Annotated in this window: 23 protein-coding genes; 13 read left to right on the top strand and 10 right to left on the bottom strand. The window is 72.7% G+C overall.

Annotated elements, in window-relative coordinates; translation table 11 throughout:
• The first annotated feature begins 101 nt into the window (after positions 1-101).
• The gene (locus M8316_RS08525) at positions 102-2,243 is read left to right on the top strand and encodes an MMPL family transporter (protein WP_250053712.1); all 2,142 of its coding nucleotides are present in this window, start codon (positions 102-104) and stop codon (positions 2,241-2,243) included.
• A gap of 72 nt (positions 2,244-2,315) precedes the next feature.
• Here the strand turns inward: M8316_RS08525 and M8316_RS08530 are convergent, their stop codons facing one another.
• Positions 2,316-3,230 (bottom strand): alcohol dehydrogenase catalytic domain-containing protein, encoded by a 915-nt coding sequence (locus M8316_RS08530; RefSeq protein WP_250053713.1) that lies wholly within the window; start codon positions 3,228-3,230, stop codon positions 2,316-2,318.
• Positions 3,231-3,375: 145 nt separating this feature from the next.
• On the opposite strand from M8316_RS08530, the gene M8316_RS08535 reads away from it, so the two are divergent.
• Together M8316_RS08535 and M8316_RS21055 are read left to right on the top strand one after the other, a co-directional pair.
• Positions 3,376-3,768: a winged helix-turn-helix transcriptional regulator gene (locus M8316_RS08535; protein WP_250053751.1), complete on the top strand. Its 393-nt coding sequence runs from the start codon at positions 3,376-3,378 to the stop codon at positions 3,766-3,768.
• A gap of 58 nt (positions 3,769-3,826) precedes the next feature.
• Positions 3,827-6,151 (top strand): carboxypeptidase regulatory-like domain-containing protein, encoded by a 2,325-nt coding sequence (locus M8316_RS21055; protein WP_250053714.1) that lies wholly within the window; start codon positions 3,827-3,829, stop codon positions 6,149-6,151.
• A gap of 5 nt (positions 6,152-6,156) precedes the next feature.
• Here M8316_RS21055 and M8316_RS08545 read toward each other — a convergent pair whose 3' ends face one another.
• The 4 genes from M8316_RS08545 to glgX form a co-directional block, all read right to left on the bottom strand.
• A complete protein-coding gene (locus M8316_RS08545; protein WP_250053716.1) occupies positions 6,157-7,014 on the bottom strand; it encodes a hypothetical protein in 858 nt (285 codons plus the stop codon).
• 132 nt (positions 7,015-7,146) lie between these two features.
• Entirely contained in the window at positions 7,147-8,961 is a 1,815-nt protein-coding gene (gene treZ / locus M8316_RS08550) for a malto-oligosyltrehalose trehalohydrolase (protein WP_250053718.1), read from the bottom strand.
• Between the two features lie 7 nt (positions 8,962-8,968).
• Positions 8,969-11,374: a malto-oligosyltrehalose synthase gene (gene treY / locus M8316_RS08555; RefSeq protein ID WP_250053720.1), complete on the bottom strand. Its 2,406-nt coding sequence runs from the start codon at positions 11,372-11,374 to the stop codon at positions 8,969-8,971.
• A complete protein-coding gene (gene glgX, locus M8316_RS08560) occupies positions 11,371-13,680 on the bottom strand; it encodes a glycogen debranching protein GlgX (protein WP_250053721.1) in 2,310 nt (769 codons plus the stop codon). The genes treY and glgX overlap by 4 nt, the downstream gene beginning before the upstream one ends.
• A gap of 244 nt (positions 13,681-13,924) precedes the next feature.
• Here glgX and M8316_RS08565 point away from each other — a divergent pair, with 244 nt between their 5' ends.
• From M8316_RS08565 to M8316_RS08590, 6 genes are all read left to right on the top strand, one after another.
• Positions 13,925-14,377: a ClpX C4-type zinc finger protein gene (locus M8316_RS08565; protein ID WP_250053722.1), complete on the top strand. Its 453-nt coding sequence runs from the start codon at positions 13,925-13,927 to the stop codon at positions 14,375-14,377.
• A 158-nt stretch (positions 14,378-14,535) separates the two neighbouring features.
• Positions 14,536-14,961, top strand: a complete 426-nt coding sequence (locus M8316_RS08570) for a hypothetical protein (RefSeq protein ID WP_250053723.1) — start codon at positions 14,536-14,538, stop codon at positions 14,959-14,961.
• Between the two features lie 286 nt (positions 14,962-15,247).
• Positions 15,248-15,688: a ClpX C4-type zinc finger protein gene (locus tag M8316_RS08575; protein ID WP_250053724.1), complete on the top strand. Its 441-nt coding sequence runs from the start codon at positions 15,248-15,250 to the stop codon at positions 15,686-15,688.
• Between the two features lie 23 nt (positions 15,689-15,711).
• Complete coding sequence (locus M8316_RS08580; RefSeq protein WP_250053725.1) at positions 15,712-16,866, top strand: acyl-CoA dehydrogenase family protein; 1,155 nt, start codon at positions 15,712-15,714, stop codon at positions 16,864-16,866.
• Between the two features lie 107 nt (positions 16,867-16,973).
• Positions 16,974-18,464: an MDR family MFS transporter gene (locus M8316_RS08585; RefSeq protein WP_250053726.1), complete on the top strand. Its 1,491-nt coding sequence runs from the start codon at positions 16,974-16,976 to the stop codon at positions 18,462-18,464.
• A gap of 69 nt (positions 18,465-18,533) precedes the next feature.
• Positions 18,534-19,280, top strand: coding sequence for a VIT1/CCC1 transporter family protein (locus M8316_RS08590; protein WP_250053727.1), 747 nt, complete (start codon positions 18,534-18,536; stop codon positions 19,278-19,280).
• A gap of 69 nt (positions 19,281-19,349) precedes the next feature.
• Here the strand turns inward: M8316_RS08590 and M8316_RS08595 are convergent, their stop codons facing one another.
• Both M8316_RS08595 and upp read right to left on the bottom strand, forming a co-directional pair.
• Entirely contained in the window at positions 19,350-20,111 is a 762-nt protein-coding gene (locus M8316_RS08595) for a GTP pyrophosphokinase (protein WP_250053728.1), read from the bottom strand.
• Between the two features lie 48 nt (positions 20,112-20,159).
• Complete coding sequence (gene upp / locus M8316_RS08600) at positions 20,160-20,801, bottom strand: uracil phosphoribosyltransferase (protein ID WP_250053730.1); 642 nt, start codon at positions 20,799-20,801, stop codon at positions 20,160-20,162.
• A 195-nt stretch (positions 20,802-20,996) separates the two neighbouring features.
• Between upp and M8316_RS08605 the strand changes: the two genes are divergently transcribed.
• A complete protein-coding gene (locus M8316_RS08605) occupies positions 20,997-21,482 on the top strand; it encodes a tRNA adenosine deaminase-associated protein (RefSeq protein ID WP_250053732.1) in 486 nt (161 codons plus the stop codon).
• A gap of 101 nt (positions 21,483-21,583) precedes the next feature.
• On the top strand, positions 21,584-22,015 hold the full coding sequence (locus M8316_RS08610; protein WP_250053753.1) for a nucleoside deaminase: 432 nt from the start codon (positions 21,584-21,586) through the stop codon (positions 22,013-22,015).
• A gap of 26 nt (positions 22,016-22,041) precedes the next feature.
• On the opposite strand, the gene M8316_RS08615 is transcribed toward M8316_RS08610, so the two are convergent.
• Genes M8316_RS08615 through M8316_RS08625 form a run of 3 tightly spaced genes read right to left on the bottom strand, consistent with a single transcriptional unit; the run spans position 22,042 to position 24,605 of the window.
• Positions 22,042-22,719 (bottom strand): 3-oxoacid CoA-transferase subunit B, encoded by a 678-nt coding sequence (locus tag M8316_RS08615; protein WP_250053734.1) that lies wholly within the window; start codon positions 22,717-22,719, stop codon positions 22,042-22,044.
• Positions 22,720-22,722: 3 nt separating this feature from the next.
• Entirely contained in the window at positions 22,723-23,397 is a 675-nt protein-coding gene (locus tag M8316_RS08620) for a 3-oxoacid CoA-transferase subunit A (protein WP_250053736.1), read from the bottom strand.
• The gene (locus M8316_RS08625; RefSeq protein ID WP_250053738.1) at positions 23,394-24,605 is read right to left on the bottom strand and encodes a thiolase family protein; all 1,212 of its coding nucleotides are present in this window, start codon (positions 24,603-24,605) and stop codon (positions 23,394-23,396) included. Before M8316_RS08625 ends, M8316_RS08620 begins: the two co-directional genes overlap by 4 nt.
• A 96-nt stretch (positions 24,606-24,701) precedes the next feature.
• On the opposite strand from M8316_RS08625, the gene M8316_RS08630 reads away from it, so the two are divergent.
• Positions 24,702-25,586: a LysR substrate-binding domain-containing protein gene (locus M8316_RS08630; RefSeq protein ID WP_250053739.1), complete on the top strand. Its 885-nt coding sequence runs from the start codon at positions 24,702-24,704 to the stop codon at positions 25,584-25,586.
• Positions 25,587-25,654: 68 nt separating this feature from the next.
• Positions 25,655-25,945 (top strand): hypothetical protein, encoded by a 291-nt coding sequence (locus M8316_RS08635; RefSeq protein ID WP_250053741.1) that lies wholly within the window; start codon positions 25,655-25,657, stop codon positions 25,943-25,945.
• Positions 25,946-26,021 lie beyond the last annotated feature (76 nt).

A 26,021-nucleotide genomic window follows, 5' to 3' on the forward strand; every position in this document is an offset into this window, starting at 1 on the left:
TCCGAGGGACGCAGGGATTGACCGTTGACCGGTACGTTAACACCGTTTACCGTGAATGGCGTTAACAGAAGTGACTGGCTGTCACGACAAGGAGTCGTCGGATGCTCGACCGCTGGGGATCGTTCGTGGGGCACCGCCCCGTCCGGGTGCTCGTCACCTGCATCGTCCTGCTGGTCGCGGCCGCCGCCTACGGCGCCGGCGTCTTCGGCGGCCTGGTCAACGGTGGGTTCGAGGACGCCGACGCGGAGTCCTACCAGGAGCTGGCGGCCGAGAACGAGGCGTTCGGCAACCGCACGGTCGACGTCGTCGCGGTCTACACCTCCGAGACGCTCACGGCCGACGAGGAGGCGTTCCAGGCGCCGGTCCAGCAGGCGCTGGCCGACCTGCCCGAGGGGACGACCTCGAGCGTCGTCCCGTGGTACGCGGACCCGTCGGGCTCCCTGGTCAGCGAGGACGGCCACGCCGCCCAGGTGCTCATCTCGCTGGCCGGTGAGGGGGAGGACGAGTACCTCGAGCACTACGACGAGATCGCCGACCTGCTGCGCGACGCGGACGAGACCGGCGCCGTCGAGGGCCACCTGGCCGGCACGTTCGCCACCTACGACGACGTCAACGAGCTCACCGCGGAGGACCTCGAGCGCGCCGAGCTCATCTCCCTGCCCGTCGTCCTGCTGCTCGCGCTGGTCATCTTCGGCAGCGTGGTCGCCGCCCTCATGCCGGTGATGGTCGGCATCACCGCCGTGCTCGGCTCGCTGGCCGTGCTGCGGCTCATCTCCGAGGTCGCCGACGTCTCCGTCTTCGCGGTCAACATCGTCTCCCTGCTCGGCATCGGCCTGGCCATCGACTACGCGCTGTTCGTGGTCAGCCGCTTCCGCGAGGAGCTGGCCGGGGTGCCAGACCTCGGGCGGGGGCAGCCGGACGCGGTCGCCGCCGCGATCGAGCGCACCGTGTCCACCGCCGGCCGCACGGTGATGTTCTCCGGGCTCACCGTGGCCGCGTCCCTGCTCAGCCTGCTCGTGTTCCCGCAGTCCTTCATGCGCTCGATGGCCTACGGCGGCGCGGCCGCGGTGCTGGTGGCGATGGTCGCCAGCCTCACGATCCTGCCCGCCGTCCTGCGTCTGCTCGGGCACCGCGTCGAGGCCGGCCGGATGCCGTGGCGCCGTCGCCGCACCGCGCTGGTCGCCGACACCGGACGCTGGGCGGCGCTCGCGCGTGGCGTCATGCGCCGCCCGGTGCTGGTCGCGGGCGGCGTGGTCGCCGTCCTGCTGATCGTGGCCAGCCCGTTCGCCGGCGCCACCTTCGGCTCGATGGACTACCGCGCCCTGCCCGCCGACGCCCCCAGCCACGAGGCCGCCGACATCCTCGCCACCGAGTTCGGCGGCGAGGTCTCCACCGCCAACCTGCTGCTGCAGGGCACCAGCGACGCCGACGTGGCCGCCTACACCGAGGAGGTCGCGGCCCTCGACGACGTCCTGGCCGTCGAGCCCGTCGACAGTGCCGACGGCACCACGCTGCTGCGAGCGTCCTGGGAGGGCAACAGCCAGACCGAGGCGAGCCAGGACGTCGTGCGCGCCATCCGCGAGGTCGAGCCGGCCTCCGGCGAGGTGCTCGTCGGTGGCCTCACCGCCGCGACGGTCGACCTCATCGACTCCGTGGCCGACCTGCTGCCCTGGATGGGCGTCATCGTCGTCGTGGTGATGTTCGTGCTGCTGTTCCTGGCCTTCGGCTCGCTCGTCCTGCCGGTCAAGGCGGTGGTGATGAACCTGTTCTCGATCACGGCCAGCTTCGGTGTGGTCACCTGGATCTTCGCGGACGGCAACCTCTCCGACGTCCTCGGCTTCGTCCCCCAGGGCTTCCTCGACGTCACCAACCCGATCCTCATGCTGGCGATCCTGTTCGGCCTCTCGATGGACTACGAGGTCTTCCTGCTCAGCCGCGTGCGCGAGGAGTGGGACGCCACCGGCGACAACGACCGCGCCGTCGAGGTCGGCGTGCAGCGCACCGGCCAGATCATCACCAGCGCCGCCCTCCTGCTCGGCGTCGTCATCGGCGCCTTCGGCCTCTCCGGCCTGGTGTTCATGAAGATGATCGGACTCGGCATGCTCGTGGCGCTGCTGCTCGACGCCACGATCGTCCGCGCCCTCCTGGTGCCCGCCACCATGAAGCTGCTCGGCCGCTGGAACTGGTGGGCTCCCGCCCCCATGGCCCGCTGGTGGGAGAAGCACGGCCTGCGCGGCCACTGAGGCCACTAGTGCGCGACGAAATGGCTGCCCCCGGGCCCGTATCCGGTGCTTTTCGTCGCGCACTATGGGAGGTCACGGGAGGACGACCACGCGGCCGCGGACACCCCCGGCGGCGACGGTGCGGACCGCCTTGTCGGCCTCGGCGAGGGGGAGCGTGGCGTGGACGCGGGTGTCGAGGAGTCCCTCGGCGGCCAGGGCGAGGAGAGAGGCGAGGCGCTCGCCGTCGGGCGCAGCCATGACGGCGGTCGTGGTGACGCCGCGGACGCCCTCGGGCACCGCCACGGGGATGACGCCGGCGTAGCGGCCGCCGTCCACGACCGCGGCCACGGCCGCCTCGGCCAGCACGGCCGCGTCGGCCACGGCGTCGAAGGTCGGCACCTCGGGCAGTGCGGAGACGAACGTGGCGCCGGCGGACTCCACGTAGTCGCGGTCGGACTCGCGGGCCAGGCCGGTCACCGTCCAGCCCAGTCGAGCGGCGAGGCGCAGCGCGTGCCCGCCGACGGCGCCGGCCGCGCCGGTCACCAGCAGCGTCGCGCCCGGGGTCGGGGTGCCGAGCAGGTCGAGCAGCTGCGCGGCGGTCAGCGCGTTGAGGGGCAGCGTCGCGGCCGCCACGAGGTCGAGGGTCTCGGGCACGAGCGCCACGGCGGACGCCGGCAGCAGCACGTGGTCTGCCACCGACCCGACGGCGTGGTCGACGCCCGCGTGCAGGCCGGCGACCCGGTCGCCGACCGCCAGCTCGGTCACCGACGAGCCGACGGCGAGCACGGTGCCCGCGACGTCCCACCCGAGGCCGGTGTGCTCGGTCTGGGTGATGGCGCCGATCGAGTGCCAGAAGCCCGAGACGACGGCGACGTCGACCGGGTTGATGGTCGCGGCGGTGACGGAGACGAGCACCTCGTCGGCCGCGGGTGCGGGCAGGGAGACGGTGGCGAGCTCGACGGAAGCGTCGGCGCCCGGGGTGCGGATGACGGCAGCGGTGGTGTTCATGGGAGGACCTCCGGTGGAGTGGACGACGGCTCTTGCGCTGCCGTCCTGGTGTGCTCCACTCTGGAGGGGTTGCTCCCTTTCAGTAAGTAGGCACCTGGAAGTGCGTAACCCACCCGCATCAGCACGAGGAGGCCCCGTGCCCACCATGACCGCCGCTCAACGGCGCGAGCTGGAGAAGATCCAGTTCGACGCGTACCTGGCCGAGTGCAAGTCCCGCGAGCTGTTGGAGACGCTGTCGAGCAAGTGGGTGGCGCTCGTGCTCAGTGCGCTGCGCGAGAAGGGCGCGCTGCGCTACTCCGAGATAGCCCGCACCATCGCCGGGGCCAGTCAGAAGATGCTCACCCAGACCCTGCGCGCCCTCGAGCGCGACGGACTGGTCAGCCGTGAGGTCGAGCCCACCGTCCCCGTCAGCGTCACCTACGCGCTCACGCCGCTGGGTGAGTCGCTCTCCGGCCTCGTCCTGTCCGTCAAGGCCTGGGCCGAGGCGAACATGGTGGACGTCATGGTCGCCCGCGCGGAGTACGACGACCGCACCTGAGAGGAGCCTGAGGGGCCGACGCCTCCCGCGGTGCCAAGTGGACCTAGACTCCCGGCTCGTGAGAAGTCCGCTCCTGGTCTCGTCCCTGGCCCTTGCGCTGCTCGCGCCGACCGCAGTCTCGGCCGAGGACCTGCCGACCGGTTCCGTATCCGGCACCGTCACGAGCATGACGGGAGCGGGGCTGGGAGGGGTCGTGGTCAGCGTCCAGCGCCACTTCTCCGACGCTGACCCGACGCTGACCACGACAGCCGCCGACGGCACGTGGCACGTCGACGGGCTGGGCTCCTACGACTACGAGGTCTGCTTCGAGGCGGGCGCCGCCACCGCCGGTGACGACGCGGACCCCGCCGGCGGCTACCTCGACCGCTGCTACCTCGACGCCTACCGGCTCCCGAACACCTACTGGACGGTCGAGCCCACGGTGGTCCCGGTGACCGACGGCGACGAGACCGTCGGCGTCGATCAGGTGCTGCCCACGGGCGGCATCGCCACGGGGACCGTCACCGACGACGAGGGGACCCCGCTCGCCGGTGCCACGGTGAACGCGGTCATCTCGGCCGGAGTGCTCGGCAGCGGTGTCAGCGCCGCTGACGGCGCCTGGACCATCACCCGACTGCCGGAGGTCGAGGCAGCTTTCTGCGTCGGCGCCGGGGACGCCGGCGGCGGTCTCTCGCAGGTCGGGTACCTCGACCGCTGCCTGGGTGCCGACACCGCACTGCACGAGGGCACGGAGGTCGATGGCGACGCCACCTGGCTGCCCGTCGGTGCCGAGTCGCCGCAGGACCTGGGCCCCCTCGCCCTCGCCGCGGCCGGCCGGCTCACCGGGACGGTCACCGACGGCCACGGCCTGCCCGTGGCGGGAGTGCGGGTCCTCGCCAGCCCCGGCGGCGCCACCACTGATGCCGAGGGGCGCTGGACGATCGAGGCCGTCGGCGCCCGCTACCACGGGACCCGGATCGACCCCAGGAAGCCGACCACCCTCCGCTTCCTGGCGCCCATCGGCAGCGACCTCCTCGACCAGTACTGGCCGGACCTCTACCTCGCCGACGGCCGACGCCCGCCGGGCACGTCTCCGGTCCAGGTGGAGGTCTCCGCCGGGGTGGCCACGACCGTGGACCTCACCATGCAGCGCGGTCGCACCGTGTCGGGGACCATCACCGACCCCGACGGGACACCCCTGGCCGACGCGTACGTGAACCTCGGCTGGGCCGGGTCGCCGAACACGTCCCAGGTCGAGACCGACGCTGATGGGCACTTCGTGAAGGACCGACTGCCCGCGGGCGACTTCGAGGTCTGCATCAGCGCATCTGATGGTCCGTGGCCGGCCGGCTACTACCGCGACTGCCTGCCCCAGCTGACGGGGCAGGAATCGGTCACGGTCGACGACCAGGACGTCACGCTCGACCTCGTCCTGCGTCGCGCCGGTGGCATCCGCGGGACGATCTACGACCAGGACCAGGAGGCAGTTCGGGGCTACGTCGAGGTCTACGACGGGGACGAGCGCATCCGACGCACCTACACCTCGCACGGGCACTACGTGGTCGGTGGCCTGACCACCGGCAGCTACACGGTGTGCTTCGAGACCTTCAGCCCGGCCCTGCCCTGGCAGGGCTGCTGGAGCAAGGACGGCGCCGGACAGCAGATCGACGCAGACCCGATCGAGGTCAGGGCCGGGGACATCGTGCGAGGCGTGGACGCCGTCCTCGGCGGCACCACGCTCGACCGCGATGCCCCGGTGGTGCGGCTGTCACAGCCGCGACGTCTGTTCACCACCAGCACCACGCTGCGCCCGGTGCTGCGAGCGGCCGACGCCTCCGAGGTGACCGGCTACGGCCTGCGGCTGCGTACGGCGGACCCGACAGATCGTCGGCTGTCTGCGTTCACCCGGCCGGCCGCCTGGCGAGACCTGAGCGGACGGGCGCCGGCGCTCACGAACCTCGAGCGGGGACGGACCTACTGCGTCAGCGGGTACGCCGCCGACGAGTGGGGCAACGTCTCCGACTGGAGCGCCGAGCGCTGCACCGTCGTCCCGTTCGACGCGCGCGACCTCGCCCGGAGCAAGGGCTGGCGGGACACGCGGGTGAAGGGCGCCTTCCAGCGGACCGTCCTCGCCACCTCCGCCAGGGGGCGGACGCTGCGTCTGCCGGGCGCTCGGGCCGCACAGGTCGCGGTGGCGGTCCGGACCGGTCGTGGCCACGGCCGCATCGCTGTCATGAGGGGCAGCAAGCGCATCGCGACGCTGCGGACCAGCGCGAGGAGGTCGGGCCTGAAGCTGATCGTCGTCCCGGGGTCGTGGAAGCCCGTGAAGCAGACGATCACGCTGAGGACGCTCGACCGCAAGCCTGTCGAGGTCGACGCGCTGGCCGTCACCAGGGTTCGCTGACTCCCTCAGCGGCGCCGCAGCACCAGCGAGACGAGGCCGAGCACGAGCACGGCGGCCAGGCAGATGACGGCCGTGATCGCGGTGCTGCGCCACAGGCTGTCGAGGAGGGCGTCCCAGGTCGGCTCGAGGAACTTCGAGCCGCCGGACGCGGCGTTGACCGCGTCCAGCACCGTGGGCCGGGCCGAGGCCAGGAAGATCGCGAGCAGCCCCGTGCCGAGCAGCCCGAGGACGCCGGCGACGAGGAGTGCTCGTAGCCGCTTGGTGGTGATCACGACGGCTGCGACGACGAGGGCCACCAGTATCCAGGGCAGCCAGCGGTCCATCTGCTCGACGACCACGTAGACGTCGTGCACCCGGTCGAGACGGTCCGGGCGGGCCACCTCGACCTCCACCTCGGGCGCCCGGTTGCGGGCGATCCGCGGCAGCACGTCCCGGCGCACCAGCACCGCGACGACCTGGTCGAGCACCGGCGTGAGGTCCAGGGTGATGACGTCGGGCGGCACGTCGTCCGTGATCGCCTCCGACAGCCCGGCGTGCACGCTGCGGTTCGCCGCCGACCACAGCCCCGGGAAGTCCTCGGACTCGACCACGCTCTGCGTCACCCGGTCGACCGCGTTGTCCACCGCCGAGCCCGACAGGATCGGCAGCTGGTCCTCGATGGCCTGCTGGAGGGCGCCCGACACTCGGGAGGCCACCGCGTCCTGCACCTCCGGCTCGTCGGCCAGCGGTGCCACCGCCTCCACGTAGGCGTCGGTGTCGGTCACCAGCGACGTCGTCCACGACGACACGAGCCACACCGGCAGCAGCAGGGCGGCGACCAGCAGCAGGACGAGCGAGAACGCGCGACGCGGGAGGCTGAACACGGGGACATCCTGGCAGGCCGAGCGCGGGACGTGGTCTCGACGCCCGGTCGTCGCCTGGGCTCCTCCCTGCTCGACCAGCGGGGGCCTCGGTCTCGCGACGGTTGCTGCGCAACCTCCTCGATCACCGGAAGGTCAGGGCAGGCGCAGCAGGACGCCGGCGTGGCCGGCGAGGCTCAGGGTGGAGCCCGAGACGCTCACGTCGGAGTCGGCCGGATCACCGGTCCTCGCCAGCACGACCGCACCGTCCGGCACGTCCACGCTCGCCGGCAGGGGAGCCAGGTTCAGCACCAGCCGCACGGGCGCACCGCCCGCGGACGACGTCCGGTCCAGCGTGAACAGCCGCTCCGCCTCGTCCGCGTGGGCCGTGACCGAGCCGAAGCCGGGGTCGGTGAGCGCGGGCTCGGTGCGTCGCAGCGACCCGAGCAGCCGATAGAGCGCCAGGAGCCGCGCGTGGTGGCCCGAGGAGGGCTCGGCCCAGTCGAGCTTCGAGTGGGTGAAGGTCTCGGGGTCCTGCGGGTCGGGGACGACGGCCGGGTCCCACCCCATCTCCGCGAACTCGGCGATGCGGCCCTCGGCGGTCGCCTTGCCGAGCTCGGGCTCGGTGTGGGAGGTGAAGAACTGGAACGGCGTGGTGGCGCCCCACTCCTCGCCCTGGAACAGCATCGGGGTGAACGGTCCGGCCAGCGTCAGCAGCGCCGCGCACCCGAGCTGGTGCTCGTCGAGGTGCTCGGTGAGCCGGTCGCCGATCGCCCGGTTGCCGATCTGGTCGTGGTTCTGGTTGCAGACCACGAGCCGCCACGTGGGCATGTGCGCGGTGTCGACGGGCACGCCGTGGTCGCGGCCGCGGAAGGAGGAGTACGTGCCGTCGTGGAAGAACCCGCGCTCGCACACCTTCGCCAGCGCCGAGAGCGGCTCGAAGTCGGCGTAGTAGCCGGTGGTCTCCCCGGTCAGGGCGACGTGCACGGCGTGGTGGAAGTCGTCGCTCCACTGCGCGTCGAGGCCGTAGCCGCCGGCCTCGCGCGGGGTGATGAGGCGCGGGTCGTTGAGGTCGGACTCGGCGATCAGCGTCAGCGGACGCCCGAGCGTCGTCGAGAGGGCAGCGGTCTCGATCGCCATCTCCTCCAGCAGGTGCCGGTGGGCGGAGTCGCGCAGCGCGTGCACGGCGTCCAGCCGCAGGGCGTCCACGTGGTACTCGGCGAACCACATGCGCACGTTGTCGAGGATGTAGCGACGCACCTCGGCCGAGCCGTCCTCGTCGAGGTTGAGCAGGTCGCCCCACGTGTTGCGGCCGGTCTTGAGGTACGAGCCGAACATCGGCAGGTAGTTCCCCGACGGGCCGAGGTGGTTGTAGACGACGTCCTGCACGACCCCGAGGCCGCGGGCGTGGCAGGCGTCCACGAACCGCCGGTAGGCGTCGGGCCCGCCGTAGTTCTCGGTGACGGCGAACCAGCCGACCCCGTCGTAGCCCCAGTTGTGCGTGCCGCCGAACGCGTTGACCGGCAGCGGCTCCACCAGGTCCACACCGAGCTCGACCAGGTGGTCGAGCCGCTCGATCGCGGAGTCCAGCGTCCCGCCGGGCGTGAACGTGCCGACGTGCAGCTCGTAGATCACCGACCCGCCCAGCTGACGGCCGGTCCAGCCGGCGTCGCCCCACGCGTACGGCTCGTCGGCGGACCATCGCGAGAGGCCGTGGACGCCGGCGGGCTGCTGCGCCGAGCGGGGGTCGGGTCGCGGGGTGTCGTCCTCGTCGAGCAGGTAGCCGTAGTCCACGGGGCCGTCGGCGGGCACCGGCTCCGCCGGCGTCCACCACCCGTCCGAGCCCCGCGTCATCGGCACCGTGGTCATGGGCACGGTGGAACCGTCACCGAGACGCAGCGAGACGGAGGAGGGCTTCGGTGCCCAGACGTCGAACGGGCCGCGGCCGGGCTTGGTCAGCGGGGTGGCCATCAGCGGATCAGGGCTCCTTCACGAGCAGGGCGACGGGGTGGGTGGCGAGCAGGTCGGCGAGCAGGCCGTCCGTGCCGCGTCGGGTGAGGGCGTCGTGCCAGGCGTGCGCGCTGCCCTGCCCCGAGGCGGCGGGGGCGTCCTGGGTCGAGGGCAGCAGCAGCCGGGTGTCGCCCCAGCCGCCGCGCTCGGCCAGCTTCTGCGACATGCGGGTGATCACCGTGATCGCGCCGCCGCGGTCGAACGCCAGGACGTGCTCGGCCGCCTCGCCCGTCACCTCGACGGGGGTGTAGCCGGTGAACAGGTCGGGGCTGTCGCGGCGCAGGTGCAGCGCGGTGGTGACCACGTGCAGCTTGTCGGCGGCGTCGTCCCCGGTCTCGCCGGCCAGCACCGCGGCCCGGTGCCCGAAGTCGACGCGGCGGCGGTTGTCGGGGTCGACCAGCGACTGCTCGAGCAGCTCCGAGCCCTGGTAGACGTCGGGCACGCCCGGCATCGTCAGGGCCAGCAGCTTCGCGGCCAGCGTGTTCGACCAGGCCGCCGGCAGCAGGTCGGCCACCAGGCCGTCGAGCAGCTCGCGGGCCTCAGGGTGGTCGAAAGCGGCGTCGACGGCCGCGTGCACGGCCGCCTCGTAGGCCTCGTCCGGCTCCGTCCAGGTGGTGCGGTCGCCGGCCTCGCGCATCGCCTTCATCGCGTACCCGTGCAGACGCTCGCGCAGGACGTCGTCGGGGTCGCTGCCCCACGCCCCCAGCACGGCCTGCCACAGCAGGTTGCCGAAGACCGGGTCGGGCAGTGGGGACGCGGCCAGCAGCACGTCCAGCACCTGCGACCAGCGCTCGGGCACCTCGGCCAGCGCCGTGATCCGCGCGCGGACGTCCTCGCCGCGCTTGGTGTCATGGGTGGAGAGCGTGGTCATCGCCAGGGGCCAGTGCTCCTGGCGGGCGGTCATCGCCTCGTGCCAGCCGCCGACCGACAGGGAGAACTCGGCCGGGTCGCCGCCGACCTCGGTGAGCGAGGTGAGCCGCGGGTAGCGGTAGAACGCGCAGTCCTCCACGCCCTTGGCCATCACCATGCCGGAGGTCTGCTGGAACCGCCTCGTCGCGGCCAGCGCCGGGTCGTGCAACCACGGCTCGAGGACGTCGAACGTCTCGACCAGGTCCGGGCGGTGCGCGCGGGCCGCGGCGAACGCGGCGTCCAGGTGCTCGACGCCGGTGAGGTCCGGCTCGTCGGGCGTGGGGCCGAGCGCCAGGTACGAGCGGTACACCGGGAAGCAGGTGAGCAGCTCGCCCACCGCGTCCTGGCAGCGGTAGGGCGAGAGCGTCGGCAGGAACCGGCGCAGCTCGCGCACGAGCCGGTTCACCTCGCTGTGCAGGATGCCGTCGGCGACCTCGCGCTTGAGGTCGTGCACCATCGCGTGGAAGTCGGCAGGTTCGCCGCCGCGCAGCCGGGCGTCCAGCGCCGTGAGCGGCTCCTCTCCGCTCGGGTCGACCAGCACCCGCTCGACCATCGCGAGCGCGTCGTAGCCGGTGGTGCCCTCGGTGGCCCACGCGGACGGCATCTCCTCGCCGGGCTCGAGGATCTTCTCGACCAGCACGTAGGCCCCGCCGGTCAGCTCCGCGAGGTCCTCCAGGTACTTCTTGGGGTCGCGCAGGCCGTCGGGGTGGTCGACCCGCAGCCCGTCGACCAGCCCCTCGCGGAACCAGCGGCCGATCTCGACGTGGGTCTCGGCGAAGACGTCCGGCTCCTCCACGCGCACCGCCGCGAGCGTGTTCACCGCGAAGAACCGGCGGTAGTTCAGGGCGTCGTCGGCGCGGTGCCAGTCGACCAGCTCGTAGTGCTGCCGGGCGTGCACGGCCACCGGGTCGTCGTCCACCCCGGAGGCGGTGCCGGGCGCCACGGGGAAGGCGTTGTCCCAGTAGTGCAGCTCCAGGCCGCGCTCGGTCTCCACCAGGGAGAGGTGGTCGATCGTCCCGTCGGCGCGGACGTCGTCCGTGCCCACCACCGGCATCTGCAGCCGCTGGCCGGAGGCGTCCCAGTCCACGTCGAATGCGTGCGCGTGCGGGGCGTCGCGGCCCAGCATCAGCACCTCCCACCACCACGGGTCCTCGCTCGGGGTGGCGACGCCGACGTGGTTGGGCACGATGTCGACCAGCACGCCCATGCCCAGCTCGCGGGCCCGGCGCGAGAGCGCCGCGAGGCCGGCCTCGCCGCCGCGGGAGGCGTCGAGGTGGTCGTGGGCGACGACGTCGTAGCCGTGGCTGGAGCCCGGCTCGGCGGCCAGGATCGGGGAGAGGTAGACCCAGTCCACCCCCAGGTCGCGCAGGTACGGCAGCCGCTCGGCGGCCGCGAACAGGTCGTCCTCGGCGGTGATCTGCAGCCGGTAGGTCGAGGTGGGGGCGGACGTCGGCCGGGTGCTCATGCCTCGTCGTCCCCCTCGTCCGGGGCAGCGTCCCGGGCAGGCTCGGCGACCGCCTCGGCGTCGGGCGCCGTGTCGGCCAGCTCCGCCTGCTCCGCCTCCGCCCCGGCGTGCTCGGCCAGGGCCGCGATCGAGGCGTCGACGGAGTGGTCGACCTCGACCGGGGGAGCGGTCCACTCCTGGAGCACCACCATGCTGCGGCCCTTGAGCGTCAGCCCGTGGTCGCAGCGGACGGTGTCGTGCTCGTCCTTGGAGCCGGCGGTGTCGAGCGCGACCACCCAGCGTGAGGAGAACTCCTCCGGCGGGAGGGTGATCTCCACGTCGTCGTGCCAGTTGTTGAAGTAGAGCAGGAAGTGGTCGTCGGTGATGGTCTGCCCGCGGGCGTCCTTGCCGGCGATGCCGTGACCGTTGAGGTACATGCCGATGACGTGCTCCTCGGTCTCCCAGTCCTTCTCCTCCATCGGACGGCCCTCGGGCCCGAGCCACACGATGTCGTTGAGCCGCTCCTCGCCCTCGGGGCCGGTGCGGACCTCGGTGCCGGTGAAGAACCGCTTGCGGTGGAACGTCGGGTGCTCGCGACGGAGCCGGGCAACGGCGGCGGTGAACTCGACCAGCGGCCGGTCCATCTCCTCCCAGTGCATCCAGGAGATCTCGGAGTCCTGCGCGTAGGTGTTGTTGTTGCCGCCCTGGGTGCGGCCGCCCTCGTCGCCGTGCAGCAGCATCGGCACGCCCTGGGAGAGCAGCAGCGTGGCGAGGAAGTTGCGCTGGGCGCGGGCGCGCAGGCGCAGCACCTCGGCGTCGTCCGTGGGGCCCTCGACGCCGTGGTTCCACGACCGGTTGTGGCTCTCGCCGTCGTTGTTGTCCTCGCCGTTGGCGGCGTTGTGCTTCTCGTTGTAGGAGACGAGGTCACGCAGGGTGAAGCCGTCGTGGGCGGTGACGAAGTTGATGGAGGCGAACGGACGACGGCCCGAGTGCTCGTAGAGGTCGGAGGAGCCGGCCAGGCGGCTGGCGAAGTCGCCGATGCCCTCCTCGCCGCGCCAGTAGTCGCGCACGGTGTCGCGGTACTTGCCGTTCCACTCCGACCACTGGGGAGGGAACCCGCCGACCTGGTAGCCGCCGGGGCCGACGTCCCAGGGCTCGGCGATCAGCTTCACCTGGCTGACGACCGGGTCCTGCTGCACGAGCTCGAAGAACGTGGCCAGCTTGTCGACGTCGTAGAACTCGCGGGCCAGCGTGGAGGCGAGGTCGAAGCGGAAGCCGTCGACGTGCATGTCGGTGACCCAGTAGCGCAGCGAGTCCATGATCAGCTGCAGCGAGTGCGGGTGGCGCACGTTGAGGCTGTTGCCGGTGCCCGTGTAGTCCATGTAGTACCGCTGGTCGTCCTCGACGAGGCGGTAGTAGGCGGCGTTGTCGATGCCCTTGAACGACAGGGTCGGCCCGAGGTGGTTGCCCTCGGCCGTGTGGTTGTAGACGACGTCCAGGATCACCTCGATGCCCGCCTCGTGCAGGGCCTTGACCATGCCCTTGAACTCCTGCACCTGCTGGCCGCGGTAGCGCTCGTCGCGGGCCCAGTAGGAGTAGTCGCCGTGCGGGGCGAAGAAGCCGAGGGTGTTGTAGCCCCAGTAGTTGCGCAGGCCCTTGTCCAGCAGCGTGGAGTCCTGGATGAACTGGTGCACCGGCATCAGCTCGATGGCGCTGACGCCGAGCTTGACCAGGTGCTCGATGACGGCCGGGTGCGCGATGCCGGCGTAGGTGCCGCGCATCTCCTCGGGCACGTCGGGGTGGAGCATCGTCAGGCCCTTCACGTGGGCCTCGTAGACGATCGACTCGTTGTAGGGGGTGTTCGGACGCCGGTCCCCCTCCCAGTCGAAGAACGGGTTGATCACCACGCCGAGGGTCATGTGCGCCGCGGAGTCGGCGTCGTTGCGGGAGTCCTCCTCGCCGAAGTGGTAGCCGAAGAGGCTCTCGTCCCAGTCGATCTCCCGGTACGTCGCCTTGGCGTAGGGGTCCAGCAGCAGCTTGTTCGGGTTGCAGCGCAGACCCTCCTCGGGGTCCCACGGGCCGTGGACGCGGTAGCCGTAGCGCTGGCCCGGCTGGACCGCCGGCAGGTAGCAGTGCCACACGTGGGCGTCGATCTCGGTGAGCTCCACCCGGGTCTCGACCAGCGTGCCGTCGTCCGCCGACGACTCGGGGTCGTCGAACAGGCACAGCTCCACGCGCTCGGCGACCTCGCTGAACAGGGCGAAGTTCGTGCCGGTGCCGTCGAACGTGGCACCCAGCGGGTACGCGTTGCCGGGCCAGATCTCCATGCGGTGCCTCCTCGTCCTGCGCGGTGGCGCACCGCGCGGCCGGGTGACGATCGCGACCCGGCGCCACGCAGGTACCCCTGTGCCGCCCCACTCAAGCAGCCGCGGGCCGCGGTGTGCGTCACCGTGGGGTGAGGCGCGACGGCCAGTGTCCGCGACAGGGTGTCCACGACACGGACGCCGCCGGTCCTCTGCGGTGTGACCTGCGCGATCGTCTACGGGCACCTGACTGGTTAGATGCATCGACATGAACAGCGCACCCGAGAACGACGGTGAGACCTACGCCGCCGTGGAGCAGACCACCACGGGGAAGATCTGCTCCTTCTGCGGGCGCGGTGCCACGGCCGACAGGCCTCTCGCGGGTGGTTACGGCGCCATGATCTGCCGTGCGTGCATCGACGGTGCACGCGACATGCTCGACGACCAGGCCTCGCCCCCGGCCGGCGGAGAGCTGCGGAGCTACTGGGAGGACGGCACCGACGGTGACGTCCTGGCCGGCCTCCGCATCATGAAGGCCTCCGCCCGCCAGGCGGACGAGTTCCTCTTCACCTGGGTGGCCATCGCCCGGGCCCACGGCAACTCGTGGGCGGCCATCGGCGACGTCTTCGGCACGACGCGGCAGGCTGCCTGGGAGCGCTTCGCCCGCCGTCTGCCGGACGTGACCGACCTGCTCGCGGGCGAGGGCTCCTCCACCGACTGAGCGCGTCGCCGGTGGGCCCGGACTGCACCGTGAGGACCACCCCGACGCGGTCCGGGTGGCCCGGACGGGCCTGCCAGGTCGCTGTGGACATCATGTGCATCTGGCCCTGACGGGTCACGTGTCGCCCGATCGGGTGATTCGTGGTGCATCATCGTGGTGTGACTCCCCGACCGTCCGACCAGGACCAGCGCGCGACTCGGGACCGCGCGCTCAGCGACAACCAGACCACCTGCAGCTTCTGCCTCGAACCCACCCAGGGTGCCCCGGTGTACCCCGGGTTCGCGGCCAGCATCTGCGCCGACTGTGCGGCGGAGGCCGCGCGCAGCCTCGCCGCCGGCGAGGTGACCGACCGCTGGGCGGGCACGGACCTGCTCACCGGCCTCGCCCGCTGCCTCTCGTCGACCCGTCAGGCCGAGCAGATGCTCGTCACCTGGGTCGGCCGGGCGCGGGACGGCGGGCTCAGCTGGGCCCGCATCGGTGGCGTGGTGGGCACGACCCGCCAGGCCGCCTGGGAGCGCTTCGCCAAGCGCCTCCCCGACGCCGAGGCCGAGCACGCCGACGAGCGTGCCCACGCCGGCGTCTGACCCTCTCCCGACCACCCGCCGGACGGACGCCCTCGGGGAGCGTCCGCCCGCACCACCCCTCGCCTCAGCGCACGCCGACGGCCACCCACGTCATGTCCCGACGTGGGTGGCCGTCGGCCTTCCGGAGCTCGGAGGCAGCCACCGGGAGGACGGACATGTTCTCCACGACCCCTGACGTGCGCCCCGCGCTCTGTCATGATCGGACCCGCGGGTTCCGGGTACCACGCGTTCAGCTCTTCCTGACCGAGGCGCTCACGTCGCCATCCCCCTGGACGATCGGTGTGACATGGACCCCTTCGAGAGACGCGAGCGACCCCTGCTGCTGACGCCCGAGGGCAAGACGTGCAGCATGTGCGGCCGCACCGGCGGTGCGGGCGACCGGATGGTCGGCGGCTTCGGTGTCGTCGTGTGCGCCGACTGCGTCGCCGACGCGCACCGGCTCGTGACCGGCAGTGCCGAGCCCGACGCGGCCGACGTGCCGTGGAAGGACCGCTCGCAGGCCGAGATCCTCGAGACCCTGCCCCGGATCGTGGCTGCCTCCCGGCAGATGGAGCGCTTCCTGTTCACCTGGGTCGCGGTGGCGCGACAGTCGGGCATCTCCTGGGCCCACATCGGCCGCACCCTCGGGGTCACGCGCCAGGCAGCGTGGGAGCGCTTCGCCAAGCGCCTGCCCGACGTCCCGGCCGCCGACGAGGACGTCGCGGAAGAAGTGGTTACCGAACAGTAGCCTTCCGGCGTAGTCTGGGTCACATGGAGCGGACGATCTACGACGACGACCACGAGGCCTTCCGAGACTCGGTGCGTGAGTTCCTGCAGCGGTCGGTGGTGCCGCACGTGGAGGAGCACGCCGAGCAGAAGGCGCTCCCGCGCGAGTTCTGGCTCGAGGCCGGCAAGCAGGGCTTCCTCGGCCTGGAGATCCCCGAGCAGTTCGGCGGCGCCGGCGACCTCAAGGACGGCGACTACCGGTTCAACGCGGTGCTGATGGAGGAGCTCTCCTTCGTCAACGCCGCGCTCTCCAGCTGCGTCGGCATCCACGCCGACATCGTGGCGCCCTACCTCGTCGAGCTCGGCACCCCCGAGCAGCACGAGCGGTGGCTGCCGCAGGCCGCCAGCGGCGAGCTGCTGTGCGCCATCGGCATGACCGAGCCCTCCGGCGGCTCCGACCTCGCCGCGCTGAAGACCACCGGCGTCAAGGACGGGGACGGCTGGGTGGTCAACGGCTCGAAGACGTTCATCACCAACGGCTACTCGGCCGACCTGGTGGTCACCGCCGTGCGCACCAGCCCCGAGAAGGGCGCCCGCGGCATCACGCTGTTCGGCATCGAGACCTCCGCCGAGGGCTTCAGCCGCGGCCGCAAGCTCGACAAGGTCGGGCAGGACGAGTCCGACACCGCCGAGCTCTTCTTCGAGAACCTCCGCGTCACCGAGGCCGACGTCGTCGGCCAGGTGGACGGCGGGTTCATCCACATGATGCAGAAGCTGCCGCAGGAGCGGCTGGGCTGCGCGATCTCCAACCTCGCCCACGCCAAGCAGATCCTGCTGGAGACGCTGGAGTACACCAAGGAGCGTGCGGCGTTCGGCTCGCCGATCGGCTCCTTCCAGCACAACAAGTTCCTGCTCGCCGAGCTCTTCACGCAGGTCGACGTCACCCAGGCCTACGTGGACCAGTGCGTGCTCGCCCACTCCCAGAAGCAGCTCACGCCCATCGACGCGGCCAAGGCGAAGTGGTGGACGTCGGAGATCCAGAACTCGATCCTCGACCACTGCGTGCAGCTGCACGGCGGGTACGGCTTCATGAACGAGTACCGGGTCGCCCGCGCCTGGCGCGACGCCCGCGTCTCCAAGATCTGGGCCGGCTCCAACGAGATCATGAAGGAGCTCATCGGCCGCGACCTCGGCCTCTGACCCCAGACGGCGCTCGACCACCGGATCCTTCGACCACCGGATCGCCCGACGAGCCCTGACCCGGCACGGCGGGAATGGTTGCCACCGGCGACCGGTTGCGGCTGGTCGTGACCACCACCGCCGGCAGCCGGCCCACCCGCGCCTCCGTGGGCCTGCGCTCCGAGCGCGGCCCCGTCCTGCTGGCCGTCATGCTGAGCGTGGCGTTGGTGGCGGTGGACGCCACGATCCTGGCGACCGCGGTGCCGGCGGTGGTCGACGACCTGGGCGGGTTCACCCAGTTCCCCTGGCTGTTCAGCGTCTACCTGCTGGCCCAGGCGGTCAGCACGCCGCTGTACGCGAAGCTCTCGGACCAGTTCGGCCGCAAGCCGATGGCGATGGTCGGGATCGGCCTGTTCGTGCTCGGCTCGCTGCTGTGCACGGTGGCGTGGGGGATGGTCCCGCTGATCGTCTTCCGGGCCGTGCAGGGGCTCGGCGCCGGCGCCATCCAGCCCGTCGGCATGACCATCCTCGGTGACCTCTACTCGGCCGCCGAGCGGGCCGTCGTCCAAGGCTACGTGGCCGCCGTGTGGGCGGTCTCGTCCGTGGTCGGCCCGACCCTGGGCGGGATCTTCGCCGACTACCTGTCCTGGCGGTGGATCTTCGCGATCAACCTGCCGCTGGGCCTCGTGGCGGCCGTGGTGCTGCTGCGCAACTTCGACGAGAAGGTGGCCCGCACCCGGCAGAAGGTGGACGTCCTCGGCTCGGCCCTGCTGGCCGTCGGCGGCGTGGCGCTGCTGCTGGCGCTGCTCGAGGGTGGCGTCCACTGGGCGTGGTCCTCGCCGACGAGCCTCGGCCTGCTCGCCCTCGCCGTCCTCGCGCTGGTGGCGTTCGCGCAGGTGGAGCGCCGGGCTGCCGCGCCCGTCCTGCCGACCTGGGTCTTCACGCACCGCGTCGTGCTGGCCGGCGTGCTCGGCGGCGCCGTGGTGGGCGTGCTCATGCTCGGCCTCACCACCTACGTGCCGCTCTACGCCCAAGGGGTGCTGGGCCAGGGCGCCCTGGTCTCCGGGCTGGCGCTGGCCGCGATGCTGCTCGGCTGGCCGATCGCCGCGAGCAACGCCGGCCGCCTCTACCTCCGCTTCGGCTACCGCGCGACCATGCTCACCGGCGCGGTGATCGCCACGGTCGGTGGGTCGCTGCTGCTGCTCGTCGGCCCGAGCAGCCCGCTGCTCATGCTGGCCCTGCCGTGCTTCGTGCTGGGGCTCGGCTTCGGCCTCGTGATCAGCCCCTCCATCGTGGCGGCGCAGACCAGCGTCGCCTGGCAGCAGCGGGGCGTCGCCACGGGCACTCTCGTCTTCTCCCGGTCCCTGGGCAGCGTGCTGGGGACCGCGGCCTTCGGTGCCCTGGCCAACGCGGTGGTCACCTCCCGGCTCGGCGGCGCCGCCCCGTCCCTGGAGGCGGTGGGGGCGGACGTGCTGCACCCCGCCGTCCGCACCGTCTTCGTGGCCTCCTCCGTGGTCGTGCTGCTGCTCTTCGCGGCCGGGCTCGTCATGCCCCGGCACGCCGCCCAGGAGCAGGCCCAGGAGCCCGTGCCGGAGCCCGCCCCGGAGCCGGGGACGTGACGACGCGGACGGGTGAGGCCAGCCTGACCTGCGTGGACGCACACCCCGTCGACGCAGGATGATCGCCCCATGACCTCCGCACCGACCTCCGGGACCCTCGACGAGGGCGCCGAGGGCGCCACCCACGACGAGCCCCACGACGACTCGCTGCACGCCCGGCTGAACTGGCTGCGGGCGGCCGTGCTGGGGGCCAACGACGGGATCGTCTCCACCGCAGGCATCGTCGTCGGTGTCGCCGGCGCGACCACCGACCGGGGCGCCCTGGTCATCGCCGGTGTCGCCGGCCTCGTCGCCGGCGCACTGAGCATGGGCGCCGGCGAGTACGTCTCCGTCAGCACCCAGCGCGACTCCGAGAAGGCCGTGCTGGCCGTCGAGCGGCAGGAGCTGGCCGAGACCCCCGAGGAGGAGCTCGACGAGCTCGCCGGGATCTACGAGGGCAAGGGGCTGACCCCCGAGCTGGCGCGCGAGGTGGCCGTCCAGCTCACCGAGCACGACGCCCTGCGGGCCCACGCCGAGGCCGAGCTGGGCATCGACCCCGACGACCTCACCAACCCCTGGAGCGCGGCGTTCGCCTCGATGGCGTCGTTCACCGTGGGCGCGCTGCTGCCGCTGCTGACGATCGTGCTGGTCGTGGCCTCGTGGCGGGTGCCGGTCACGGTGGTCGCCGTGGCGGCGGCGCTGGCCGTCACCGGTTGGGCGAGCGCCTGGTTCGGCGAGGCGCCGCGGACGCGGGCGATCCTGCGCAACGTCGGTGGCGGCCTGTTCGCGATGCTCGTGACGTTCCTGATCGGCACCCTGCTCGGCACGCACGTCTGAGGTCGCAGGTCGGGTGCGGCGGTCTCGAGGCTCGTCGCTCGCGCTCCTCGCACCTCGACCACCGATCGCTCAGTCGGCCAGGTGCTTGAGGGCGTCGCGCAGCGCCTCGTCCCCGCCCTGGCCGCCCTGGAGCCGCGCGACCACCTCGGCGGGCAGCGGCTCGAGGCCGCGGATCTCCTGGTGCAGCCCCTCCATGGTGGTGTCGAGGCTGGCGGCCGTGTCGGCGGCCTGGTGCAGCCCGTCGAGCAGGTCGCCGGGCACCTCGCGGCGGTACTTGTAGTAGATCTTGTGCTCGAGGCTGGCCCAGAAGTCCATGGCGATGGTGCGCAGCTGCACCTCCACCAGCACGGGCACCTGGCCCGCCGAGAGGAACACCGGCACCTCCACCAGCGCGTGCAGGCTGCGGTACCCGTTGCCCTTGGGCGCTGTGATGTAGTCGCGCACCTCGCGCACGGTCACGTCGCTCTGCGCCGTGAGCAGGTCGAAGACGTGGTAGACGTCGGAGACGAAGCTGCACACGACGCGGACGCCGGCGATGTCGGTGACCCGCTCGCGGATCTGCGTCATCGACGGGCCGGACTCGGCCGCGATGCCCTTGCGCTGCATCTTCTCGACGAGGCTGGGGATCGACTTCAGCCGCGAGGAGACGTGCTCGATCGGGTTGTCGGTGTGCAGGTGCGCGAACTCCTCGCGCAGGATCGACAGCTTGGTGACGACCTCCTCCATGCCGAAGCGGTGCTCCAGCATGAACCGGCGCATGTCCTCGGGGGACGGGCCGCGCCACCACTCGGGGACGACGACCGCGAGCGGTGGTTCGTCGGCGGGTGTCACCGGGTCAGCGTACGTGGCGGGTGCCCGGCACCCGGCCGGGTGAGCGCGTCAGTGCGCGATGCCGTAGAGGCGGTCGCCCGCGTCGCCGAGGCCCGGGACGATGTAGCCCTTCTCGTTGAGCCGCTCGTCCATCGCCGCGGTGACGACGGTGACCGGCACGTCGATGTCGGCGAGCTCCTCCTCGAGCCGCTGGGTGCCCTCCGGGGCGGTGAGCAGGCAGATCGCGGTGATGTGGTCGGCACCCCGGTCGACGAGGAACCGGATGGCCGCCGCCAGGGTGCCGCCGGTGGCCAGCATCGGGTCCAGCACGTAGCACTGGCGGCCGGCCAGGTCGTCCGGCAGCCGGTTGGCGTAGGTCGAGGCCTCGAGGGTCTCCTCGTTGCGGACCATCCCGAGGAAGCCGACCTCGGCGGTCGGCACGAGCCGCATGAAGCCGTCCAGCATGCCGAGGCCGGCGCGCAGGATCGGCACGACCAGGGGCTTGGGCGAGGCCAGGCGGACGCCGGTGGTCGGCGCGACCGGGGTGGTGATCTCGACCGGGACGACCCGGACCTCGCGGGTGGCCTCGTAGGCCAGCAGCGCGACGAGCTCGTCGGTGAGGTGCCGGAACGTCGGGGAGTCCGTGCTCTCGTCCCGCAGGGTGGTGAGCTTGTGGGTGACGAGCGGGTGGTCCACGACGTGGGTGCGCATGGGCGGCAGCCTACGGGGCCGCGGCCGTCGCGCGCCCGTCCGCGTGACGTGCGCGCACGTGCCCGGACCGGATCGCCCCGACACCGGCGTTGCGGAAAGCACTGGCCCCTGTCGTCGGTCTCTGTCACATTGGTGGTGCCGGTGGGCGCCGGTGCGTGCTGGGTGAGCGGAGGCCCGAGCGTGGACGAGCAGAGCGTGAGCGACGACCTGGGCGAGGTCGACGTCGCCCTCGTGGCGTACCGCGAGGACGGCTGGTGGACCGTCGCCGAGCTGGCCGAGGACGACCTCGAGGACGTCGAGGACGTGGCCGACGCGCTGTCCGAGATGGGCACCGACGCGGTCGCGATGATCGCCGTCGCGGACGAGTTCTTCGTGCTCGTGCGCGTGGCCGGCCCCGAGACCCGGGTGCTGCTCTCGGACGGCTCCGCCGCCGAGGACTACGACCTCGCCGCCTCGGTGCTGGACTTCCTCGACGTCGACGACCAGGACGACGACGACCTGGGCGACCCGGTCGGCCACCTCGACGTGCTCGGCGACCTCGGCATCGGGGCGCCCGAGATGGAGGACCTGCTCGACGACACCGCCGACGCCGAGTACCTCGACGAGGTGCTCTCCGACCTCGCGCGCCGCCTCGGGTTCGGCGAGCTGTTCGACGACGCGGTGGGCCTCAGCCCCGCCTGACCCGCCTCCGGTCGTCGAGGTTCCACCGCCGGCCTCGCACGTCGGTCACCGCGGGCTGGGAGGATGGGGCCATGCCGCCGTCCGACCGCTTCGAGCCCGCGATGCGCCTCGCCCTGGCGCAGGCGCGCCTCGCGCCCGCGGGCGGTGACGTGCCGATCGGCGCCGTGGTGGTCGGCCCGGACGGCGAGGTCTGGGGCCGCGGGCACAACCTGCGCGAGGCCACCGGCGACCCGACCGGCCACGCCGAGGTGGTCGCGCTGCGCGAGGCCGCCCGCACCCGCGGGGAGTGGCGTCTGAGCGGCGGCACGCTCGTCGTCACCCTCGAGCCGTGCACGATGTGCGCGGGTGCCGCGGTGCTCTCGCGAGTCGACCGCGTCGTCCTCGGCGCCTGGGACGACAAGGCCGGCGCGGCCGGCTCGTTGTGGGACGTCGTCCGCGACCGCCGGCTCAACCACCGCCCCGAGGTGGTCGGCGGGGTGCTGCAGGCCGAGTGCGCCGCCCTGCTCACCGACTTCTTCGACGGGCACCGCTGAGGCGGCGATCTCGAGGGCCCCTGGGGTCAGGCCAGGACGACCGGCACCTCGAGCCGGTCGGACAGCGCGGAGAGCGTGGTGCCCGACAGGTCACGCACCAGCAGTGCACCGTCGGCGCGCCCCCGCGACGCGGTGATCTCGAAGGTGGCCAGGTCGGTGTAGACCCGGTCCACGCAGGCCAGGCCGGTCAGCGGGTACGTGCAGGCCGGGACGACCTTGGGCGAGCCGTCCTTGGCGAACAGCGTCATCATCACCCAGACCTGCTCGGCGCCGATGGCGAGGTCCATGGCGCCGCCGACCGCCGGGATCGCGTCGGGCGCGCCCGTGTGCCAGTTGGCCAGGTCGCCGTTCGCCGACACCTGGAAGGCGCCGAGCACGCACACGTCCAGGTGGCCGCCGCGCATCATGGCGAAGGAGTCGGCGTGGTGGAAGTACGCCGCCCCCGGCAGCTCGGTGACGGGGATCTTGCCGGCGTTGATCAGCTCCTCGTCCACCTCGTCCTCGACGGCAGCCGGCCCGAAGTTCAGCATCCCGTTCTCGGTGTGCAGCACGACGCCGGAGCCGGGCCGCAGGTGGTCCGAGACCAGCGTCGGCTGGCCGATGCCGAGGTTGGCGTAGGCGCCGTCGGGGACGTCGCGGGCGATCGCGGCGGCCAGCGTGTGCTTGTCGCGCGGGGCGGTCCCGGTGGACGCGGGGGTGCTCATCGGTCAGGCCTCCTGGGCGCCGGGGCACACGACCCGGTCGACGTAGATGCTCGGGGTCACGACGGTCTCGGGGTCGAGCCCGCCGACCTCGACGACGTGCCCGACCTGGGCGATCACGGTGCGGGCCGCGGTCGCCATCACGGGGCCGAAGTTGCGGGCGGTCCTGCGGTAGACGAGGTTGCCCATCCGGTCGGCCGTGTGGGCCTTGATCAGGGCGACGTCCCCCTTGATGGGGTACTCCAGGGCGTAGGCTCGGCCGTCGATCTCGCGGATCTCCTTGCCCTCGGTCAGCGGCGTGCCGACACCGGTGGGGCAGAAGAACGCGCCGATCCCGGCGCCGGCCGCGCGCATCCGCTCGGCGAGGTTGCCCTGCGGCACGACCTCGAGCTCGATCTCGCCGGCGCGGTAGAGGCCGTCGAAGACCCACGAGTCGCTCTGCCGCGGGAACGAGCAGATCACCTTGCGCACCCGCTTGGCGGCCAGCAGCGCGGCCAGGCCGGTGTCCCCGTTGCCGGCGTTGTTGGACACGATGACGAGGTCCTTCGCGCCCTGGTCGATGAGGGCGTCGATCAGCTCGACGGGCATGCCGGCCATGCCGAACCCGCCGACCAGCACGGTCGAGCCGTCCGCAACGTCGGCGACCGACTCCGCGTAGGAGTCCAGCACCCGGGCGCTCATCGCTGCGGCCCCGTCACGTTCTCCAGCACCACGGCCAGGCCCTGGCCGACGCCGATGCAGATGGCGGCCACGCCCCAGCGGCCGCCCGACTCCACCAGCCGGGCCGCGAGGGTCGCCAGCACGCGGGCGCCCGAGGCGCCCAGGGGGTGACCGAGCGCGATCGCCCCGCCCTTGGCGTTGACGATCTCGGGGTCGACCTTCCAGGCGTCCACGCAGGCCAGCGACTGCACCGCGAAGGCCTCGTTCAGCTCGACGGCATCGACGTCGGCCCAGGTGATGCCGGCGCGGGCCAGGGCCCTGTTGGCGGCCTCGACGGGCGCGAGGCCGAACTCCTGCGGGGCGAGCGCGTGCACGCCACGGCCGGCCACGCGGGCGAGCGGTGCCAGGCCCAGGGTGTCGGCAGCGGCCTCGGAGCCGATCAGGACGGCGGCGGCCCCGTCGCTCAGCGGGGAGGCGTTGCCGGCGGTGATGGAGCCGTCCGTGCGGAAGGCGGGCCTGAGGTCGGCGAGCGTCTCGGGCGTCGAGCCGGGGCGGATCGACTCGTCCCGGTCCAGGTCGACGCCGTCGACGGGCACGACGAGGTCGTCGTAGAACCCGGCGTCCCAGGCGGCCGCGGCCAGCGTGTGGGAGCGGGCGGCGAAGGCGTCCTGCCGCTCGCGGGAGATGCCGTGGTCGTCGGCGACCTGCTCGTTGCACTCGCCGAGCGAGGCGGTCCACTCCGCCGGCATCCGCTCGTTGACCAGCCGCCAGCCGAGCGTCGTGGAGACGGCGGTGACGTCCCCGGCCGGGTAGGCGCGCGACGGCTTGGGCAGCACCCACGGTGCACGGGTCATCGACTCCACGCCGCCGGCCACGACGACGTCCGCGTCGCCGGTCTCGATCGCGCGGGAGCCGCTGATCGCGGCGTCCAGGGAGGACCCGCAGAGCCGGTTGACCGTGGTCGCCGGCACCGAGACCGGCAGGCCGGAGAGCAGCACGGCCATGCGCCCGACGTTGCGGTTGTCCTCGCCCGCCTGGTTGGCGCAGCCCCAGACCACGTCGTCGACGGCCGCGCCGGTGGCCTGGCCGTCGCCGGTCAGCCCCGGCGCGCGCTGGAGCACGGCGCGCAGGGCGGTGGCCGCCAGGTCGTCGGGGCGGACGTCGGCGAGCGCACCGTTGAAGCGTCCGAACGGCGTCCGGGCGGCGGTGTAGAGGTAGCTGGCGGTCACGGGTCCGACGGTGGCACCGTCGATTGATCGACGCCAATACGAAGTTGGCCTCTATTGATACTGGTGACTTATCAGCGCTGGTGGCAGGCTGGACACGTGGAGCTGCGTCACTTGAGATCCTTCGTCGCGCTCGCCGAGGAGCAGCACTTCGGCCGCGCCGCCGCCCGGCTGCACCTGGCCCAGCCGGCGCTCTCCCAGCAGCTGCAGCAGCTCGAGCGCGAGGTCGGCGTGCGGCTGGTCGACCGCTCCACGCGCCGGGTCGCGCTGACGGACGCCGGCCGGCTGCTGGAGGAGCGGGCGCGGGCCGTCCTCGGCGACCTGGAGCGCACCACCGCGGACCTCGCCCAGGTCGCCGCCGGTCGGCTCGGCCGCTGCTCGGTGGGCTTCGTCGGCACCGCCACCTACGACGTCCTGCCCCGCCTGGCCAGGCGTGCCCGCGAGGACCTGCCCGGGGTGACGCTCGACCTGCGCGGCGAGCAGCTCGCCCCCGCGCTCCTGGACGCGGTGCGCGAGCGCTCGCTCGACCTGGCGGTGCTGCGGCCCGGTGCCGAGCCCACGCACGACCTGGTCGTCACGCCGCTGCGGGCCGAGCCGCTCGTGGCCGTCCTGCCGACCGCCCACCCCGCGGCGGCCGCCGGGGTCGTCGACCTGGCCGCGCTGGCCGACGAGGTGCTCGTGACGCACCCGTCCGGCCACCGCTCGGCCATGCACGGCCGCGTGCTCGAGGCCTGCGCCCGCGCCGGCTTCGCCCCGCGCGAGGTGCTGGAGGTGGGGGAGACCGCCACGCTCGCGGTCTTCGTCGCCGCCGGGCTCGGGGTCGCGCTGGTACCGGCGTCGGTGCAGGCGCTGCGGCTCGACGGGGTCGCCTACGTGCCGCTGGCCCGGGCCGAGGACGTCGACCTCGTCCTCGCGCACCACGCGGACGCGGGGCCTGCCGCGCACGCGGTCGCCCGCCTCGTCCGGGACGTGGCGGGGGGCTGAGACCGCCCGGGGCGACCGCTCACCTGCCCGTCACCCGCCGGTCACCGGGCCGCCCTAGCCTCGCCCGGGTGATCGCCTCCGCGCCCGGGCACGACCTCGCGCCCCGCTCCGCCCGCACCCGCCTCGGCCGTCGGCTCAGCCGGGCGCTCCAGCGGAGCACCGAGCGGTTCGCGTGGGTGGCGATGCTCGCGGTGTTCGTGACCGTGGGCGCGGGCGTCGGCGCCTCGCTGGCGGCGCGCCCCGGTGCGGTGCTCGGCGGGCTGCTCGCCCTGCTCGCGTTCTGGCCCTACCTCGTGGTGGCGCTGGCCGTCCGGCTCGCGGCGTTCCTGCGCGGGGAGCCGGCCGCCGTCCACCACTGAACCGCCGAGTCGGCAGCAACATTCAGGAAGCTACTGCCGACTACGGGGTTGTTGGGGGCGCCCCGGTGGTCCCCAC

The sequence above is a fragment of the Nocardioides bruguierae genome (genome assembly GCF_023554635.1).
Lineage (GTDB): Bacteria > Actinomycetota > Actinomycetes > Propionibacteriales > Nocardioidaceae > Nocardioides > Nocardioides bruguierae.

Excerpts from the sequence above, each read along its gene's own strand:
- M8316_RS08525 (WP_250053712.1), top strand. The coding sequence starts at position 102 with ATGCTCGACCGCTGGGGATCGTTCGTGGGGCACCGCCCCGTCCGGGTG.
- M8316_RS08530 (WP_250053713.1), bottom strand. The coding sequence starts at position 3,230 with ATGAACACCACCGCTGCCGTCATCCGCACCCCGGGCGCCGACGCTTCC.
- M8316_RS08535 (WP_250053751.1), top strand. The coding sequence starts at position 3,376 with ATGACCGCCGCTCAACGGCGCGAGCTGGAGAAGATCCAGTTCGACGCG.
- treZ (WP_250053718.1), bottom strand. The coding sequence starts at position 8,961 with ATGGCCACCCCGCTGACCAAGCCCGGCCGCGGCCCGTTCGACGTCTGG.
- treY (WP_250053720.1), bottom strand. The coding sequence starts at position 11,374 with ATGAGCACCCGGCCGACGTCCGCCCCCACCTCGACCTACCGGCTGCAG.
- glgX (WP_250053721.1), bottom strand. The coding sequence starts at position 13,680 with ATGGAGATCTGGCCCGGCAACGCGTACCCGCTGGGTGCCACGTTCGAC.
- M8316_RS08565 (WP_250053722.1), top strand. The coding sequence starts at position 13,925 with ATGAACAGCGCACCCGAGAACGACGGTGAGACCTACGCCGCCGTGGAG.
- M8316_RS08575 (WP_250053724.1), top strand. The coding sequence starts at position 15,248 with ATGGACCCCTTCGAGAGACGCGAGCGACCCCTGCTGCTGACGCCCGAG.
- M8316_RS08580 (WP_250053725.1), top strand. The coding sequence starts at position 15,712 with ATGGAGCGGACGATCTACGACGACGACCACGAGGCCTTCCGAGACTCG.
- M8316_RS08590 (WP_250053727.1), top strand. The coding sequence starts at position 18,534 with ATGACCTCCGCACCGACCTCCGGGACCCTCGACGAGGGCGCCGAGGGC.
- upp (WP_250053730.1), bottom strand. The coding sequence starts at position 20,801 with ATGCGCACCCACGTCGTGGACCACCCGCTCGTCACCCACAAGCTCACC.
- M8316_RS08610 (WP_250053753.1), top strand. The coding sequence starts at position 21,584 with ATGCGCCTCGCCCTGGCGCAGGCGCGCCTCGCGCCCGCGGGCGGTGAC.
- M8316_RS08615 (WP_250053734.1), bottom strand. The coding sequence starts at position 22,719 with ATGAGCACCCCCGCGTCCACCGGGACCGCCCCGCGCGACAAGCACACG.
- M8316_RS08620 (WP_250053736.1), bottom strand. The coding sequence starts at position 23,397 with ATGAGCGCCCGGGTGCTGGACTCCTACGCGGAGTCGGTCGCCGACGTT.